The 14,633-nt window shown below is 58.9% G+C and carries 15 protein-coding genes and 1 pseudogene; 11 read left to right on the top strand and 5 right to left on the bottom strand.

Features of this window, described 5'->3' with window-relative positions; genetic code table 11:
• Window positions 1-152: 152 nt before the first annotated feature.
• Entirely contained in the window at window positions 153-437 is a 285-nt protein-coding gene (locus P3T18_RS05470) for a hypothetical protein (RefSeq protein WP_429298881.1), read from the bottom strand.
• 86 nt (window positions 438-523) lie between these two features.
• Between P3T18_RS05470 and imuA the strand changes: the two genes are divergently transcribed.
• The 5 genes from imuA to P3T18_RS05445 all read left to right on the top strand — a co-directional run bounded on the left by imuA (window position 524) and on the right by P3T18_RS05445 (window position 7,321).
• Complete coding sequence (gene imuA / locus P3T18_RS05465) at window positions 524-1,231, top strand: translesion DNA synthesis-associated protein ImuA (protein WP_429298880.1); 708 nt, start codon at window positions 524-526, stop codon at window positions 1,229-1,231.
• Entirely contained in the window at window positions 1,161-2,630 is a 1,470-nt protein-coding gene (locus tag P3T18_RS05460; protein ID WP_429298879.1) for a Y-family DNA polymerase, read from the top strand. Before imuA ends, P3T18_RS05460 begins: the two co-directional genes overlap by 71 nt.
• A 6-nt stretch (window positions 2,631-2,636) precedes the next feature.
• Window positions 2,637-5,786, top strand: coding sequence for an error-prone DNA polymerase (locus tag P3T18_RS05455; RefSeq protein ID WP_429298878.1), 3,150 nt, complete (start codon window positions 2,637-2,639; stop codon window positions 5,784-5,786).
• A gap of 132 nt (window positions 5,787-5,918) precedes the next feature.
• Entirely contained in the window at window positions 5,919-6,881 is a 963-nt protein-coding gene (locus P3T18_RS05450) for an SOS response-associated peptidase family protein (protein ID WP_429299046.1), read from the top strand.
• A 113-nt stretch (window positions 6,882-6,994) separates the two neighbouring features.
• A complete protein-coding gene (locus P3T18_RS05445; RefSeq protein WP_429298877.1) occupies window positions 6,995-7,321 on the top strand; it encodes a DUF2471 family protein in 327 nt (108 codons plus the stop codon).
• A 140-nt stretch (window positions 7,322-7,461) separates the two neighbouring features.
• Here P3T18_RS05445 and P3T18_RS05440 read toward each other — a convergent pair whose 3' ends face one another.
• The gene (locus P3T18_RS05440; protein ID WP_429298876.1) at window positions 7,462-7,632 is read right to left on the bottom strand and encodes a hypothetical protein; all 171 of its coding nucleotides are present in this window, start codon (window positions 7,630-7,632) and stop codon (window positions 7,462-7,464) included.
• A 445-nt stretch (window positions 7,633-8,077) separates the two neighbouring features.
• Here P3T18_RS05440 and P3T18_RS05435 point away from each other — a divergent pair, with 445 nt between their 5' ends.
• Complete coding sequence (locus tag P3T18_RS05435; protein ID WP_429298875.1) at window positions 8,078-8,995, top strand: tyrosine-type recombinase/integrase; 918 nt, start codon at window positions 8,078-8,080, stop codon at window positions 8,993-8,995.
• A gap of 74 nt (window positions 8,996-9,069) precedes the next feature.
• Window positions 9,070-9,537 carry a hypothetical protein gene (locus P3T18_RS05430; RefSeq protein ID WP_429298874.1) on the top strand — a complete coding sequence of 156 codons (468 nt, stop codon included), beginning with the start codon at window positions 9,070-9,072 and terminating at the stop codon, window positions 9,535-9,537.
• A gap of 219 nt (window positions 9,538-9,756) precedes the next feature.
• Here P3T18_RS05430 and P3T18_RS05425 read toward each other — a convergent pair whose 3' ends face one another.
• From P3T18_RS05425 to P3T18_RS05415, 3 genes and pseudogenes are all read right to left on the bottom strand, one after another.
• The gene (locus P3T18_RS05425) at window positions 9,757-10,110 is read right to left on the bottom strand and encodes a hypothetical protein (RefSeq protein ID WP_429298873.1); all 354 of its coding nucleotides are present in this window, start codon (window positions 10,108-10,110) and stop codon (window positions 9,757-9,759) included.
• A 971-nt stretch (window positions 10,111-11,081) separates the two neighbouring features.
• Window positions 11,082-11,571: pseudogene (locus P3T18_RS05420) on the bottom strand (transposase); the annotation flags it as partial.
• Between the two features lie 18 nt (window positions 11,572-11,589).
• Entirely contained in the window at window positions 11,590-11,790 is a 201-nt protein-coding gene (locus tag P3T18_RS05415; protein WP_429298872.1) for a hypothetical protein, read from the bottom strand.
• Window positions 11,791-12,283: 493 nt separating this feature from the next.
• Here P3T18_RS05415 and P3T18_RS05410 point away from each other — a divergent pair, with 493 nt between their 5' ends.
• From P3T18_RS05410 to P3T18_RS05395, 4 genes are all read left to right on the top strand, one after another.
• A complete protein-coding gene (locus tag P3T18_RS05410) occupies window positions 12,284-12,409 on the top strand; it encodes a hypothetical protein (protein WP_429298871.1) in 126 nt (41 codons plus the stop codon).
• A gap of 168 nt (window positions 12,410-12,577) precedes the next feature.
• Window positions 12,578-13,738, top strand: a complete 1,161-nt coding sequence (gene moeB / locus P3T18_RS05405; protein WP_429298870.1) for a molybdopterin-synthase adenylyltransferase MoeB — start codon at window positions 12,578-12,580, stop codon at window positions 13,736-13,738.
• The gene (locus P3T18_RS05400; protein WP_429298869.1) at window positions 13,735-14,364 is read left to right on the top strand and encodes a DUF6445 family protein; all 630 of its coding nucleotides are present in this window, start codon (window positions 13,735-13,737) and stop codon (window positions 14,362-14,364) included. Before moeB ends, P3T18_RS05400 begins: the two co-directional genes overlap by 4 nt.
• On the top strand, window positions 14,365-14,631 hold the full coding sequence (locus P3T18_RS05395) for a hypothetical protein (RefSeq protein WP_429298868.1): 267 nt from the start codon (window positions 14,365-14,367) through the stop codon (window positions 14,629-14,631).
• The last annotated feature ends 2 nt before the right edge of the window (window positions 14,632-14,633 follow it).

The following is a 14,633-nucleotide window of genomic DNA, read 5'->3' as shown; positions in this document are numbered from 1 at the left end:
GCGGAGCCGCTTGCCGTGCCGCACCTCGTGCCTCAGGCGGATTCGACACCTCGATATAGCGCTCGCCCGCCATCACCGACGAAGCGAACGTCAGCAGCATTGCCCCCGCTCTCAGTAATCGACGCATGCATTCTCCAGAGTCATCGTTCAACTTACGCTTTACACGAATTTTCGGTGCCTACGCACGCACCGTCACAGCCGGCGCAATAGTGCCGGTCTCGTAAAGAAGAATCAACTCGCCAGTTGTTGATTTGATCCGACGCCGGCGTTCCCACTGAACGGCCATTTTCGCGTGCGTAGAAAGTCGGCGCTCCCGCCTTGCCACGGCATATTGCATCATCAATCTCTGCAGCGCAAAAGGCTGCTTTCATAGCCGCGACAAAGCCCGCAATCTCAGGCATTGGATGCCCTTTAGGCTTTCGCACGCGCATGTCCATTCCGCTCTCCCACAAATAAGTGCCAGTTCACCGCGACGAAAAAACATGTAGGATACTGTACATCCATACAGGTATTTTCAGCAATCGTGACTCTGCCACTACCCTCTCCGGAAGCCATCCACCCGTCCTTGTGGCGGGCGGCGCAGCTCGCCCGCGGACATGGGCGGGTCGTGGACACGGGCTACCCGGCGCTGTCAGAAGAGCTTCCTGGCGGCGGCTGGCCCATCGGCGCGCTGGTCGACCTGCTGGTGCAGCAGGCCGGTGTGGGAGAGATGCGACTGCTTCGCCCCGCGCTCAGCACGCTGGGCAACCGCCCAGTCGCCATGGTTCAGCCACCGCATGTCCCGAACGGGCTCGGTCTCGAGTACATCGGCCTGGCGCCAGAGCTGTTGCTGCAGATTCGCGCGTCAAAGACAGCAGACGCATTGTGGTCGGCAGAGCAGATCCTGCGCGCAGGAAGTTGCGGCGCCCTGCTTTTCTGGTCGCAGTACGTCAAGACGTCGTCACTGCGGCGGCTTCATCTGGCTGCCCAGTCGTCGGAGACACTGTTTTTCATGGTGCGGCCGCTGGCTGCGGCACAGGATGCATCGCCCGCCGTTCTCCGGCTCGCGTTAAGACCGGAACGCGACGGCCTGACCGTCGACATTGCGAAGCGACGAGGTCCAGCACGCGCAGAACCTCTGTCCATTCCTCTTCAACCCACACCTGTCCTGTTTTCGCACCATGCGCGTATTTCTCGCCGTCCACTTGCCCCGGTTGCAACTCGAGGTCTTCCGGCCAAAGTGGCTGCCTGAGCCAGCGCATGGCAGTGTGGTGCTCGAGAAAGACAAGGTGCTGATCGTCGACAGCATCGCCAAAGCTGCCGGCATCCGGATTGGCATGAAGCGCGGTGGTGTGCTGACGCTCGCACCTGAGGTCCAGATGTACGAGCGGGACACCGGGCGGGAACACGCCACGCAGCGTGAAGTCGCAGTCGCCCTCATGCAGTTTTCCCCCGACGTCGCCCTGCTGGACGAAGCGGTCGTCGTGGCGGATATCGGCGCGAGCTTACGGCTTTTCGGCGGGCTACTCGCCATCTGCCGGCAGGCGAAAGCCATCCTCAAGGCAATCGGACTGACCGCGCGGATCAGCGCCGCGCCCACCGGCCAGGGTGCGTGGCTGCTGGCCAGGAATCGCAACCGGCGCGTACTGAAACTGGATTCGCTGGAACGGCAGCTATCGGACCTGTCACTGCTGTCCGTGCCTGAAGTTCGCCCGTTTGCAGACTGGTTCACGGGACTTGGCTGCGCGACGATCGCCGACGTTCGGCGGCTGCCACGGGCGGGACTGCAGCGCCGGTGCGGCGAGCACCTGCTCGATTCGCTGGACCGGGCGTTTGGCACCGCGCCTGAGCTTTTCGAGTGGCTCGAACTGCCACCCACGTTTTCTGCGCGCATTGAAATGCCCGATCGTATTGAGCACGCGGAGGCCGCGCTCTTTGCTGCGCACCGGTTGATTGTGCAGCTGTGCGGCTGGCTGTGCGCGAGACAACTGGCACTGACAGGCGCCGCCCTCTCGCTGGAGCACGAGCGCGGCAGACAGGCCATCGAGCCAACCTCGATTGCGATTGCTCTGGGCGAACCCACCTGGCGCGAAGAACACCTTGTGCGACTCGTCAAGGAACGGCTTGGCCGCATCGAGCTGACCGCGCCGGTCATCGCTTTACGGCTCGATGCGACAAACGTGCAGCCCGCCACGCCCACATCTGACACGCTGTTTCCGGAACCGGGTGGAACGGCCGAAGATCACGCGCGCCTTCTTGAACTGCTCGTCGCGCGGCTTGGCGAAGACAACGTGCTGCGCCCTGCCCCAACCGCAGACTATCGCCCCGAGATTGCCAACCGGTGGGTACCGGTTGCCAGTGCGTCAAAAGGCACCACGCTGCCCGAGGGGTTACCGCGCCCGACCTGGCTGCTGGAGAACCCCGTCCGGCTGCTCATGCGCAAACACCGACCGTTTTATGGCTCGCCGCTGCGCATGGTGTCGCCCGGCGAACGCATCGAGGCAGGCTGGTTCGACGGTGAACTGATGACGCGCGACTACTTCGTGGCACAGGGCGACGAACAGAGCTGTTTCTGGATCTATCGCGAACGCGTCAGCAGCCGCGACGCCGAAGATGACCCGCGATGGTTTCTTCATGGCCTGTTCGGATGATGCGCGATGGATGCCACCTTCGCTTCATTACCGGATTACGCCGAGCTCTTCTGCTTTTCGAACTTCACGTTCCTGCATGGCGCCTCGCATGCGGAGGAACTTGCCCAGCGCGCGGCACAACTCGGCTACTCGGCGCTGGCCGTCACCGATGAATGTTCCGTCGCCGGCGTCGTGCGGGCGCACGTGGCAGCCAAAGCCGCGAAACTTCCGTTTATCGTTGGTTCGTATTTCCGGCTGGTGAACGCCGACGGCTCGCCGGCGTTCGGACTGATCCTGCTCGCAAGGAACCGCGAGGGCTACGGCAACCTGTCGGAACTCATCACGCTTGCCCGCACGCGTGCCCCCAAGGGCGAGTACCGGCTGACGCCGCAGGACATCTCCCGCCCTGACCGGGAATACCGGCATCTGCTTGGCATGCCCGACTGTCTGGCGATCCTCGTACCCGACTTTCCTGCCCGCGAAGATTCGCTGGATGCGCAGGTCCAATGGCTCGACGACACGTTCACCGGCCGCGCGTGGGTGGGTCTGGTTTTACATCAACGGGCGATGGATGACATCCACCGCGGCGCAGTCGAATTTATCGCCCGTCGCCGTGAGGTGCCCGTGGTCGCACTCGGCAACGTCGTCATGCATGTGCGTTCGCGCAAGCCCTTGCAGGACACCATGACCGCGATCCGGGTCGGCCGGCCGGTTCACGAATGTGGCTATGATCTCGCGCCCAATGCGGAGCAGCACCTTCGCTCGCGGCTCAGACTGGCGAATCTGTATCCGGATGACGCGCTGGCGGCCACCGTCGACATTGCCGCCCGTTGCACGTTCTCACTGGATGAGTTGCGCTACGAGTATCCGGACGAATTGGTGCCGCCCGGGTTCACGCCTGCAGCCTATCTCCGCCAGGAAACGTACATCGGGGCGCAGCGCCGTTTTCCCTCAGGCATTCCGCACACGGTGCAGGAACAGATCGAGCACGAACTGGAGCTGATTGCAGACCTGCAGTACGAGCCATATTTTCTGACGGTGTACGACATCGTGCGCTTTGCCCGCAGCCAGCACATCCTTTGTCAGGGCCGGGGCTCGGCGGCCAATAGCGCGGTCTGCTACTGCCTGGGTGTCACGGAAGTCGACCCCGCGCGCGGCAACATGCTGTTCGAGCGCTTCATCAGTAAGGAGCGCGGCGAGCCACCGGACATCGACGTTGACTTCGAGCACCAGCGCCGCGAAGAAGTCATCCAGTACATCTACCGCAAATACGGCCGGGACCGCGCAGCGATTGCCGCAACGGTGTCGACCTACCGGCCGCGCGGCGCGCTGCGGGAGACGGGCAAGGCGCTCGGTGTCGATCCGCAGATTGTGGACGTGGTCGCGAAGTCGCATCACTGGTTCGATACCAGCCAGGACCTGCTCAAGCGCTTCGCGGAATCGGGGCTCGATCCGGAGACACCACTGATCCAGGCGTGGGCCAGGCTCGCCTCTCAACTGCTGAACTTCCCCCGTCACCTGTCCCAGCACTCAGGCGGTTTCGTCATCAGCCGCGGCAAGCTCACCCGGCTCGTGCCTGTCGAAAACGCCGCAATGGCGGACCGGAGCGTGATCGAGTGGGACAAGGACGATCTCGAATCACTGGGACTGCTCAAGATCGACGTGCTTGCGCTCGGCATGCTCTCGGCCATCCGGCGCACGCTGGACCTGGTGTCGGAGCAGCGCGGCGAGCGTTTCGAAATGCAGGACATTCCGCCTGAAGACGAAGCGACGTACGAAATGATTTCGGCGGCCGATACCGTCGGCGTGTTCCAGATCGAATCGCGCGCGCAGATGAGCATGCTGCCGCGGATGCAGCCCCGGACGTTCTACGATCTCGTCATCGAGGTTGCGATTGTCCGACCAGGGCCCATCCAGGGCGGGGCCGTTCATCCCTATCTGCAGCGGCGGCAGGGGTTTGAGCCTGTAACCTATCCAAGCGACGCACTTAAAACCGCGCTGGGCCGGACACTGGGGGTGCCGATTTTCCAGGAACAGGTGATGCAGGTCGCTATCCTCGCCGCCGGCTTCACCGCCGGCGAAGCTGACCAGTTGCGCCGCGCCATGGCCGCCTGGAAGCGTAAGGGAGGCCTTGAGAAATACTACGATCGCATCGTGCTCGGCATGCAGGAGCGTGGCTACGAGCTTTCGTTTGCCGAGGCTATCTTCGAGCAGATCAAGGGATTCGGTGAGTATGGTTTTCCGGAAAGCCACGCGGCAAGCTTTGCACTGCTGGTCTACGCCAGCAGCTGGCTCAAGTGTCATGAGCCTGAGGCGTTTCTCGCGGCGATGCTCAACAGCCAGCCGATGGGTTTTTATTCGCCCTCGCAACTCGTGCAGGATGCGACGCGCCACGATGTCAAGGTGTTGCCCGTCAATGTGACGATCAGCGGATGGGATTCAGCGCTTGAGCGGAGCGCTGATGCAACCCGGCCGGCCGTCCGGCTCGGGTTGTCGCTGCTGCGCGGCATGAAGGACGGCTCGGCAGAACGGATCGAGAACGCCAGAGCTGTCCGGCCATTCGGTAGCGTCAACGATCTCGCACGCCGGGCCCAACTCGACAGGAAGGATCTGCAGGTGCTGGCGGAAGCCAATGCGCTGGCATCACTCGCGGGGAATCGTCGTGAAGCGCTCTGGCAGTCTGTCGCGGCCGTCCCCGATCGGGACATACTCGCGGCAGCGGCTATCCAGGACGAAACACCGGAGCTCGGCGCGCCGACAGAAGCGCACGACATTGTTGCCGACTACCGGTCGGTCGGGCTGACGCTCGGCCGGCATCCGCTCGAATTACTGAGGCCCCAGTTGCTCGCCAACCGGCTGATGCCGGCTTCGACGCTGCGCACCTATGGCGATGGTCGTCTTGCACGCGGCTGCGGGCTGGTTACTGTGCGTCAGCGACCAGGCACGGCGAAGGGCGTCATGTTCGTGACGCTCGAAGATGAAACCGGGAATGTGAATGTCATCGTGTGGCCGAGCCTGCTGGAGAAACAGCGAAAGGAGGCGCTGGGCGCGTCGCTGCTCGCCGTGTACGGGGTCTGGCAGTGTCAGGGCGAGGTTCGCCACCTTGTTGCGCAACGGCTCGTCGATATGTCCGATCTGCTTGGCGGCCTGCATACGGCTAGTCGCAATTTCTGCTGAGGGCTTGTAGCGGGCCAACGCCACACAATGATCAGCGGCGACAGTCTGCCCTCCCCTGCGACCGCCATCGCCAGACGCCGGATTTCCGTCGCATCGGACAATGCGTATCATGGGAGTGAAACGGAGGCGCTCATGTGCTACTCGGCTCAGATCCAGGCTGACTACCGGAAGTTCGTGCGTACGTTCGGTGCGCTAATGGACATCGAGGAATTCGCGCGGCTGTTCTTCGAGCGCGCCGAAGGTGTGAGCAAGGCGAAGATTCCGAAGGCGATGGAAGATGCGTTCGCCGAGCCGGATAACGACGCTGGACGCGAGATAAAGGCACTTATCGACCGGTTCAATGTCGGTCAGGCCGCGAAGTTCGAGGAAGACCTGTTCAGGCAACGCAAGCGTCTGGCAGACGCAGAGCGCTCGCTCCTCACGAAAGTTACGAAGGCGGCAACCGAAAACCAGCGCATCGCGACCGACAAGATCGCATTGGCTCAAAGCCGGCTAAAGGACATTTTGCGGACCGAACCGAAGGCCCGTGATTCCCGCATATTTCCAGGTCACTACGCGCCCGTCATGGTCATGGAGAATGGCCAGCGTGTCGTGAAGCCGATGCGTTACCAGTGTCGTATCGCCGGCAAGCCCGCATCGTACGATGTGAAGTATCCGGGCACCTACAACGCGCGTCGCGACAATCTTGAAGGCTTCTGGAAGCCGTGCTTCGGATACACGCACGGGATCATACTCGTCGATGTGTTTTACGAGAATGTCAGCAGGGCAAAAATGGAAGGCACACTGCTCGAGACTCATGAACGTGACGAGAATGTCGTGCTGGAGTTTCGGCCGGCCAACGGCGAGCTGATGCATGTCGCCTGTCTGTGGTCGCGATGGAGCGCGCCCGGTGAGCCGGACCTGCTCTCCTTCGCCGCGATTACCGACGAGCCACCGCCAGAGATCGCGGCAGCTGGCCATGACCGGTGCATCATTCCGATCAAGCCCGAAAACATTGACGCGTGGTTGAATCCGGATGCGACTGATCTGGCGAGTCTGTATGCGATCCTGGATGACAGGGATCGTCCGTACTATGAGCATCGATTGGCCGCTTGATGAGTTACTCCTTGACCTGCGACCGTCAGTTCTCGTCGCCATTTTCGAATCGAGCAACCACGATAAGAGCCGCCAATTCGCCACCTACTGTGGCACGTGCGGATAATAATTCGATGGCCACTAATACAGGAGACATGATGCCGGATTTCAGTAACGTGCTTTTTGATGCCGAGGCCGCTGTGCGAGATGCGGTACCGGCCGTTGTCCGACGATATCGCTCCGAAGGGTTTCTGACGTGGGCACTGATACACAAAATTGAGTCTGAAGTACTGGCTGATGTCGAGGCGACCGGCAAATTCAGCAGGCGACTCCTTGATATGATCCGGGCGCCGTCCGCACTGGCTTACCCGAACGATGACCGGCCCGTTTCCTTTGAAGGTCACGACTTCGTACCAATCGTGTTCGGGGCTATCGAGCGGGCCTGGCGGCAAGTTAGCTAAGTTCCGGCTATCACGGTCGTCGCCTGAGGAGGTTACCGCGAGAGTCAGCTGGTTTGACTTTCAGAAGGAACTGCTACCTTGATAGATGAGAAAACAGCCAAGGAATTATTCTGACTCATCTAATCGTCGGCAGATGGGAATCACCATTTGCGTCCGAGCCCTTTCTTGCCGTCCGTGTCGTAATTGATGTCCGGGAGCGGGCGATCCTTATCCTCCATCAACGTGTTGACCACTCGTGGATTCATTTTTCCAGCGACGAAGATACGTATGTACGAAGTGTGATCAGCGCCCAGCTTGACGAAATTATCCACGACCCCGCGTCGTACGGCCTGCGACGCACTGACCAGCTACCGCCCGCCTGGTTATACGACGAGGCACATCCGGGAGAAGTCAATATTGGCCTCCCGGCCGGACAGCCAGAGCCTGTTTGCGATTTTTTCTTCGAACGCCAAGGCCATCGTAAACTCCACCGTTGAAGTCACGGAAACTCGACCCCATGACCGGCAAAACTTCGAAGAACCAGTTTTTTGCCTTTCAAGTTCGATCATCATTTGCGAAAAAATGGCAACTTGTGCATTCCGGATAACTGAAGCACCACACCATATCTCCCCTTGCGGCTCCTGCCCAGGCTTAAGTCCGCAGTATTGGTTACACGCTGTTCTCTATTCAGGAGGCGCCCCCTTCCTGAAGGCAAATTGACGAATCGAAGATTCGCGTCGGAGTGCGCGGCACGCAAATTCAGTATATAAGGTGACAATGGATATAACTTCTTTGTGGCTGTCGGCGCCATCAGATGCATATCGACTCTGGCAAGAAACCGAGGCGATCGGAGCTGACCGCAAGCCCTTCTCTGAACGTTCGCGCGTCCAACACGCTGCAATGTTCGACCGTTTTTTGCGCCATATCCAGGCACAAAAAGCGACGGTGGCCACCTTCGACCCGGCACACGTCGAATCATTTTTTCGCGACATCGAAACTCGCTCGAAGCCCGGATCGTCGACCAGCTTGCGGTACGCGAAAATGTTACGGCGCCTGTGCCGGCACCTGGTCGAGATCGAGCTTCGCACCAGCGACCCCGCGTCAGAGGTGGGGCTATTCGAACGGTGGCCTGAGGATGAGCCACTGCCGTTGTTCCTCGACGAGGAAGCGGACAACCGCCTGCAGACGTGGGTCATGCAGTCCGTCGGCGATGATGTACGGATATTGCGGAATCGAGCTGTGGTCGCCCTTTTTCTTGGTGCCGGCATATCCGCCGTCGAGCTAAGACATGCGAACTACGGCCACGTCGTAACAGAAGGCGCAAGGCCTAACGTATATGTGGCAAAGCGGGCCCCGCGCGATGACCGGAGGGTTACGCTCCCGTCGTTTTCGCTGCCGGCTTTGCGACGTTGGCGAGAAGCAGGCCCATTTGTCGATGACGATCTGCTGTTCCCTGCGCCAGGCCGGACTGGCACGATGAATGATGTCCTGCTCGGCGCGATCGTGAGAGATGCTCTTGAGGACATTGGGTTCATGGCACCCGATATGAGCCCACGCATCCTGAGGAACACGTTCGCACGGCGCCAACTGCTGCTCGGAAGGAGCAACGAAGACACGAGTCGACTGCTAGGGCTCGTCAGCCAGCGAACCGTCACCCGGCTTAGAGCCACCATTAAGCAGCTGACGTTGCCTTGACATCCTGCGCGGTTCCGTAGGGTGAGTTGTACCGGTCTGCTTGGACCGGCATAACTCAACTCCGTGGAGCTTGCATGGCGTATCAAACCGAGTTTGCCGACATCGCGTATCCGGACGAGTCGGGGCGCCCCTGCGCGCTCTTATTTCGTCTTGCCTTTACTACCGTGGGCGTACGCCTCGCGATCGTTCACTTGCGCCACACTAACGCTGAATTTCAAGGGCCGACGAGTTCATGCATCATTCGTGATCGGATCTTGAACCGAATATTGGACGATCAATTGCGAGGGGTTCTCCTCAGTTCCATGCGACTGGTGGTCAAAGACGGTGACGACACAGCAATGTTCCAGATTGACGTCGATTACAACGACTGCATCGAGCGCAAGAATCCACACGAATCGACGTCCGTCACCACCGGCCGCGGGCTCATTACTCAGCGTGTAACAATCCGGTCGGAATCTGTGCTTGCAGGTCTAACCCGCGTTCACACCAGTCATGGCCATCCACTGCCTGTTCCGAGAGAGATCAGTCGCGCTTTGCGGTAACGCGGCCCACCCGGGGGCGTAAAAACCGACTCCATTCGGGACCTACAGGCGATTGGCGTGTTTGGTGCTGTAGGTCGTCACTGGTCGTCGGCGCGGGCTTTTTGTAGCTGCCGTACATCCTGGATTACCGTTTCGAGGCGCGGAGGAACTCGCGCACCAAGTACCGCGAGGCGCGCCGCAAAATACGAAATCATTTTGGTCCATTCGCTTTTCCGTTGCCTAGCGGTCGACAGCGACGAAGTTGTCGGAATCGATTTGGTGAGAGCCGTACCGTAATTCATAAGCGTGACCGAAACGGCCCGCTATGCGCTCTGCATCCTCTTCCGACGCGTATATTCCACCGAAGTGCCACGGCGAGTTTCTGACAACGGCAAAGCCAAGCACCCATCCTTTGTTGCTCGGGTCGGCGGGCAGTTTGGTGAAATCAGGCAATACCTCGCCGGCAAATTCCTTGAACTGTTTCTCTGCGTCCTCGTGGGTCGCAAAGTGCGCCGGGCTGGTGAAAAAAGCCCGCTTCGCGTCCTCTGGGTAAAAAACTTCAATAAAGACCTTGCCGGATACTGGATCGGTCACGCTTTCGCATCGATATTTCGTCACTCGCATTCTCCCGTTTGAATTGTTGATGATCGCGGCTTGACTCGCCGTTCCCCTAACCTATTTGCGCCGTCTGTAGGCGTCAGCGGCTTGGTCGTGATCGGTGAGTGAGCGCACAAGAGTGTAGGCTTGCTCGCATGCCTCGCCCTGAAACAGCGTTTTGTCCGCATCGGTAAGCGGAGCCCCGCGCGACTCATACCAATGGATTTCGCGGATAGGCTCTAGCTGCAACTCGTCCCACACGCGGTAAGTGCCACTGTGAAGGAACAATAGAGTTTGACACATGGCACCCTATAGAGTCAGGGGCCCAGCGACACACACGAGCTCATTCCAGAGAAATAGAGTTCGACACAAACGCACCGTAACTCGAATCGGACAGAAATCTTGCGACAATAGAGTTTGACACAACCTATTAGCCGGAGGGTGCCATCGAATCGCCCGGCTTGCATCGACACGTTCAATTGGTGGCCCCCGGCCTAGTCGCGAACTGCTGAAACCTCCTCCTCTGACGCGACCGGCAGTATTCGGTAGAGCCGAGATGACGGTCCGACACGTGTCGCCGTCTGCCTTGCGTGAAGCGGCATGTAATAGAAGGTAAAGCTCTTTCTTGGCTTGTCACATTCATCATTCGAACTTTGGAGGTTGAATCCGGAACTGTTGTACGGCCGGCAGTTGCCTACTTGGACACGCGCGATCGGAGACTGTCGGGTACGGTATGAAGCTCTGACGCAAAGTACCTTTCCGTTGGAAGGTTCGCCGATCTGACCGGTAGCGGTGTGGCTGTCGAGCCTAGCATGCTGTTGAAAAGCGCCCCTTCATGAAGATCGGTGCAGTGTTCACGAGGTTTCCGCATATGATTGGCTGCAGAATTGCTGGTTCGCCGGGAGGTTTTTGCAGGTGACGCGCATGTTTGCAGCGCCCACGCTGTGCCGTCGCCACGCCGTCGCGGCTCACCGCGCCGCTCCTTGCAGCACCACACCTAGCATTTGCGCCATGCGGGTCAGATTGCTCGCAACCATCGTCAGATTGAAGTGGTGGTCGACGCGCTTGATGCCAAGATAAACCGTCTGCCGAATCCGACCGACGGTCTTACTCCAGCCGAAATGCTCCTCGATACGCTTGCGGATGATCTGGCTGATCCGGTAGCCCGCGTGCCGCAAAGTGCGACCGTCGATTGCGCTGCCGCGAGAACGTTCGTCGATGCGCGCGACATGCGGCGCCACATTGCGGGCGTGGCAATCGTTCACGACGTCGCGCGTGTCATAGGCCTTGTTGGCACCACTGTCTTCGCATGAGCGCCGAGCATGCGGTCGAGCAGTTGCAAGGCGCTGGCACGCTCGGCAAAACCTTCTGCATGAGTCTCTACGGCGCCGACGTCAGCCCCGAGCAGTTCTCCATCAGGATGTGCCCGTGGTAGCACAGGATGGCCGGGGCGGCACGGATAATAATGCAATGAATTTATAACTCACGACATACGCATGCTGTTGAATTTGCGTCCCATGTAAACGGGGTCTTGTTGTCCATCCCTTGGGCACAGGCCAGCACGATGCGCGCTCGCAACGCCAACGCCTGCGTTGTCTTGCGCCTCATCGTCAGCGCCTTCAGTTGCTCGCGTTCTGATTCGCTCAGCACGAGCTCCCTTTTGGGACGTCCGCTCATCGCCGCCTCCTCGTAGGAAGTGCCCTACTGAGCACGGTAGTACTCGACGGCAATTATTCAATCAATTTCTAACTCAGGACGCTAGAGGATCGTTCTGAGGTCTGTCGGCTCGTGTATGAACCTCTGCAAACGCGGCCGTGTGCGTGCCCCTAAGGGGCGACAAGCGCCCATTCAACCACGCGGTTCAATTTTTGAGAGGGCGTCAATACCAGCTATGTCTTGATTAATCGCATCGCAAGAGTGCGGTGGCGTTCGATGAATGTTAGATATTTGAAGGAAATATAACGGATTTTGTGTTTAACACATCAAAAACATGATGACTGACCTTTTGGCGCGCAGAACTTAGTGTGAAACGTCTAAGATTTATATGCTTTCCTCATACAAAAGTATTGTTTTCAAAAAAACCCCCTTCTAGACTCATTTCGCCTTTTAGGGAATCCTTCCGCGGATTTTCAATAGGCATTCAAATCGACTTTCCCTTATCGGAGAAATCATGAACGAAGAAATGCAGTCGGCCCTCGAACAAGATGCAAAGGTACTCGAGGCCGAACAGATCGCTGAAGACGAGCTGACGCTGTCGCTCAGCCAGCTGATTTCGAACAAGGAATGGCAGGAATAAATTTATCCGCGACCTAGGATAAATGCAGGCGCGCCCGGGCGTGCCTGTTATTACAATATTGCGGGAAAACTTCGGATTGCCGTGAGATTAAATCCGCAATTGGCTGCCAGATTTATTATTTAGTCGAGAGGCTATTGTTTTTGCTGCGTCTGCAAATCGAGTAAAGCAATGACTCCAAAAATACTGAATGATTTTTTGATAAGAACACGTAATGTCGTGCCCGAAATATCTGTCGCCGACGCGCAAACGATGCTTCTCCAGTCTGTTCCTCTTTTTGACGTCCGCGAAGAAAGTGAAACCGAACAGGGAGTGATTCCCGGCGCATGCGTGCCGGGGCGAAGTTTTTTGGAAATGAAGGTCGCAGAACAGATTCCGCATCCAGCTTCGCCGATCGTGCTGTATTGCGCGAGCGGTGTACGTTCGATGATGGCTGCTGCTTCGTTGCGGGCGCTTGGGTACGTCAGTGTCATGTCACTAGCCGGCGGATTGTCCGCGTGGAAGGCGGCTGGGCTTTCGGTCGAAAAACCATCGACGCTGACCAGCGGCGAACGCAAGCGCTACGCCCGCCAACTTATTCTTCCGCAGGTAGGAGTTGCCGGACAGGAAAAACTTAAGGGGGCCAAAGTCCTGGTGATCGGCGCTGGCGGTCTGGGCGCACCATGTTTGCTTTACCTTGCCGCGGCCGGTGTTGGCAGTATTGGCATTGTGGACCACGACGTGATCGATATAAGTAACCTGCAGCGTCAGGTGATCTACAGCACCGACGACATCGGGCGACCCAAGGCGGAGGTCGCCCGCGAAGTACTGATGCGCATGAACCCCGACCTGCGGGTTAGCGAGTTCGCGGAGAAGCTCGATCCGTCCAACGCGCTGCGCATCTGCTCGGATTTCGATGTCGTGGTCGATTGCACCGACAACTTCTCAGCCCGCTACCTGATCAATGACACAGCCCTCTCGTTGTGTCTGCCAATCGTGCATGGTTCGGTTTTCCAATTCGAAGGCCAAGTGGCGCTGCTCAACAGTCAAGGTGGTCCCTGTTATCGCTGTATCTACCCGGAAGCGCCGCCAGCGGAAATTGCACCGTCCTGCTCGGAAGCCGGCGTGATGGGGGTCGTGCCCGGACTGATCGGGCTCTTGCAGGCCGCCAAGGTAATCAAGGTTATTTTGGGGATCGAGGCTGACGCCTGTTCGGCACTTGTGTACCACGGGCTCGACGACACATTCAGCCAACGGAAGCTGCATAAGCGTCTCACCTGCGCCTGCGGGCGCGCCCGCACCGCGCCAGCGGTCACTCCAACTGCTTCGCGGATCGAACTGGAAAGCCTATGAAAACGCGCTCAGTGTTGATTCTCGACGACTACTACGAGGATCCCCAAACCGTCCGCGACCTCGCCCTGAGTCTGGACTTCCGTCCTAAGGAAGGCGCGATGTATCCCGGCGGAGAAGCTTGGTCCGACGCAATGGACTGGGAGGCTGTACGTCAAGACATCATGACCGAACTCGGCATGGGTGCACACGAGACCCCGATTGCCGGTAAGGATTTCAGGCAGGGCAAGTTCCGCCTCGCGATGAAGCATCACGAGGCGACGCGTCCCGACGCCGTGCATCAGGACGCACAGCGATATTCGGCGATTGTCTATCTGGCGGAAAACCGGCACTGCACCGGCGGGGTCGGGCTGTACCAGTGCAAGCTGAGTGGCGAAACTTCGATGAACCGCCGCTGGTTCACCGCGTTGAGCGAGCGGTTCGACATTGGCGCCAATGATCCAGAGTTTCCGAGCCTAGTTCGCAGTTACTGCGCCGACTGGTCCAACTGGTTGCAGATCGGCGAATTGCCGATGCGATTCAACCGGCTCATCGTATTGATGGCTCGTTGCTTCCACGCGTCCACCGGCATTTTCGGCGTGAATCCCGACAGCGGCCGGCTCACCCAACACTTCGAGATCTACTTGTAAATGGCCCAGATCACCGTTTCCCTGCCCCGTTCGATGACGGACGACCAGCACCTGATTGTCGATGTAGCGAATGTCCAGCAACTGTTCCGGCAGATCAGGGAAGTGAATCAACGTGCTTTCAACACCCTTTTCCGGGAGCTCAATGCTGAGATAACGCCCAAGGCGTTTGTCGCGATGTTCGTCAACGACGAACAGGCGTTCGATGTTCACGTTCTGTTGAACGACGGTGACACCGTGACGTTCGGAGTCGCAATCGCTGGAGGTTGACG

Origin of the sequence: Paraburkholderia sp. GAS199 (assembly GCF_050436585.1) — a bacterium.
In the GTDB taxonomy this organism is placed as follows: domain Bacteria; phylum Pseudomonadota; class Gammaproteobacteria; order Burkholderiales; family Burkholderiaceae; genus Paraburkholderia.
Note: the sequence above shows the minus strand (reverse complement) of the source record. Positions and strands in the feature narration are given on the sequence as shown.

Excerpts from the sequence above, each read along its gene's own strand:
- P3T18_RS05470 (WP_429298881.1), bottom strand. The coding sequence starts at position 437 with ATGGACATGCGCGTGCGAAAGCCTAAAGGGCATCCAATGCCTGAGATT.
- P3T18_RS05460 (WP_429298879.1), top strand. The coding sequence starts at position 1,161 with ATGCGCGTATTTCTCGCCGTCCACTTGCCCCGGTTGCAACTCGAGGTC.
- P3T18_RS05455 (WP_429298878.1), top strand. The coding sequence starts at position 2,637 with ATGGATGCCACCTTCGCTTCATTACCGGATTACGCCGAGCTCTTCTGC.
- P3T18_RS05450 (WP_429299046.1), top strand. The coding sequence starts at position 5,919 with ATGTGCTACTCGGCTCAGATCCAGGCTGACTACCGGAAGTTCGTGCGT.
- P3T18_RS05445 (WP_429298877.1), top strand. The coding sequence starts at position 6,995 with ATGGCCACTAATACAGGAGACATGATGCCGGATTTCAGTAACGTGCTT.
- P3T18_RS05435 (WP_429298875.1), top strand. The coding sequence starts at position 8,078 with ATGGATATAACTTCTTTGTGGCTGTCGGCGCCATCAGATGCATATCGA.
- P3T18_RS05430 (WP_429298874.1), top strand. The coding sequence starts at position 9,070 with ATGGCGTATCAAACCGAGTTTGCCGACATCGCGTATCCGGACGAGTCG.
- P3T18_RS05415 (WP_429298872.1), bottom strand. The coding sequence starts at position 11,790 with ATGAGCGGACGTCCCAAAAGGGAGCTCGTGCTGAGCGAATCAGAACGC.
- P3T18_RS05410 (WP_429298871.1), top strand. The coding sequence starts at position 12,284 with ATGAACGAAGAAATGCAGTCGGCCCTCGAACAAGATGCAAAGGTACTC.
- moeB (WP_429298870.1), top strand. The coding sequence starts at position 12,578 with ATGACTCCAAAAATACTGAATGATTTTTTGATAAGAACACGTAATGTC.
- P3T18_RS05400 (WP_429298869.1), top strand. The coding sequence starts at position 13,735 with ATGAAAACGCGCTCAGTGTTGATTCTCGACGACTACTACGAGGATCCC.
- P3T18_RS05395 (WP_429298868.1), top strand. The coding sequence starts at position 14,365 with ATGGCCCAGATCACCGTTTCCCTGCCCCGTTCGATGACGGACGACCAG.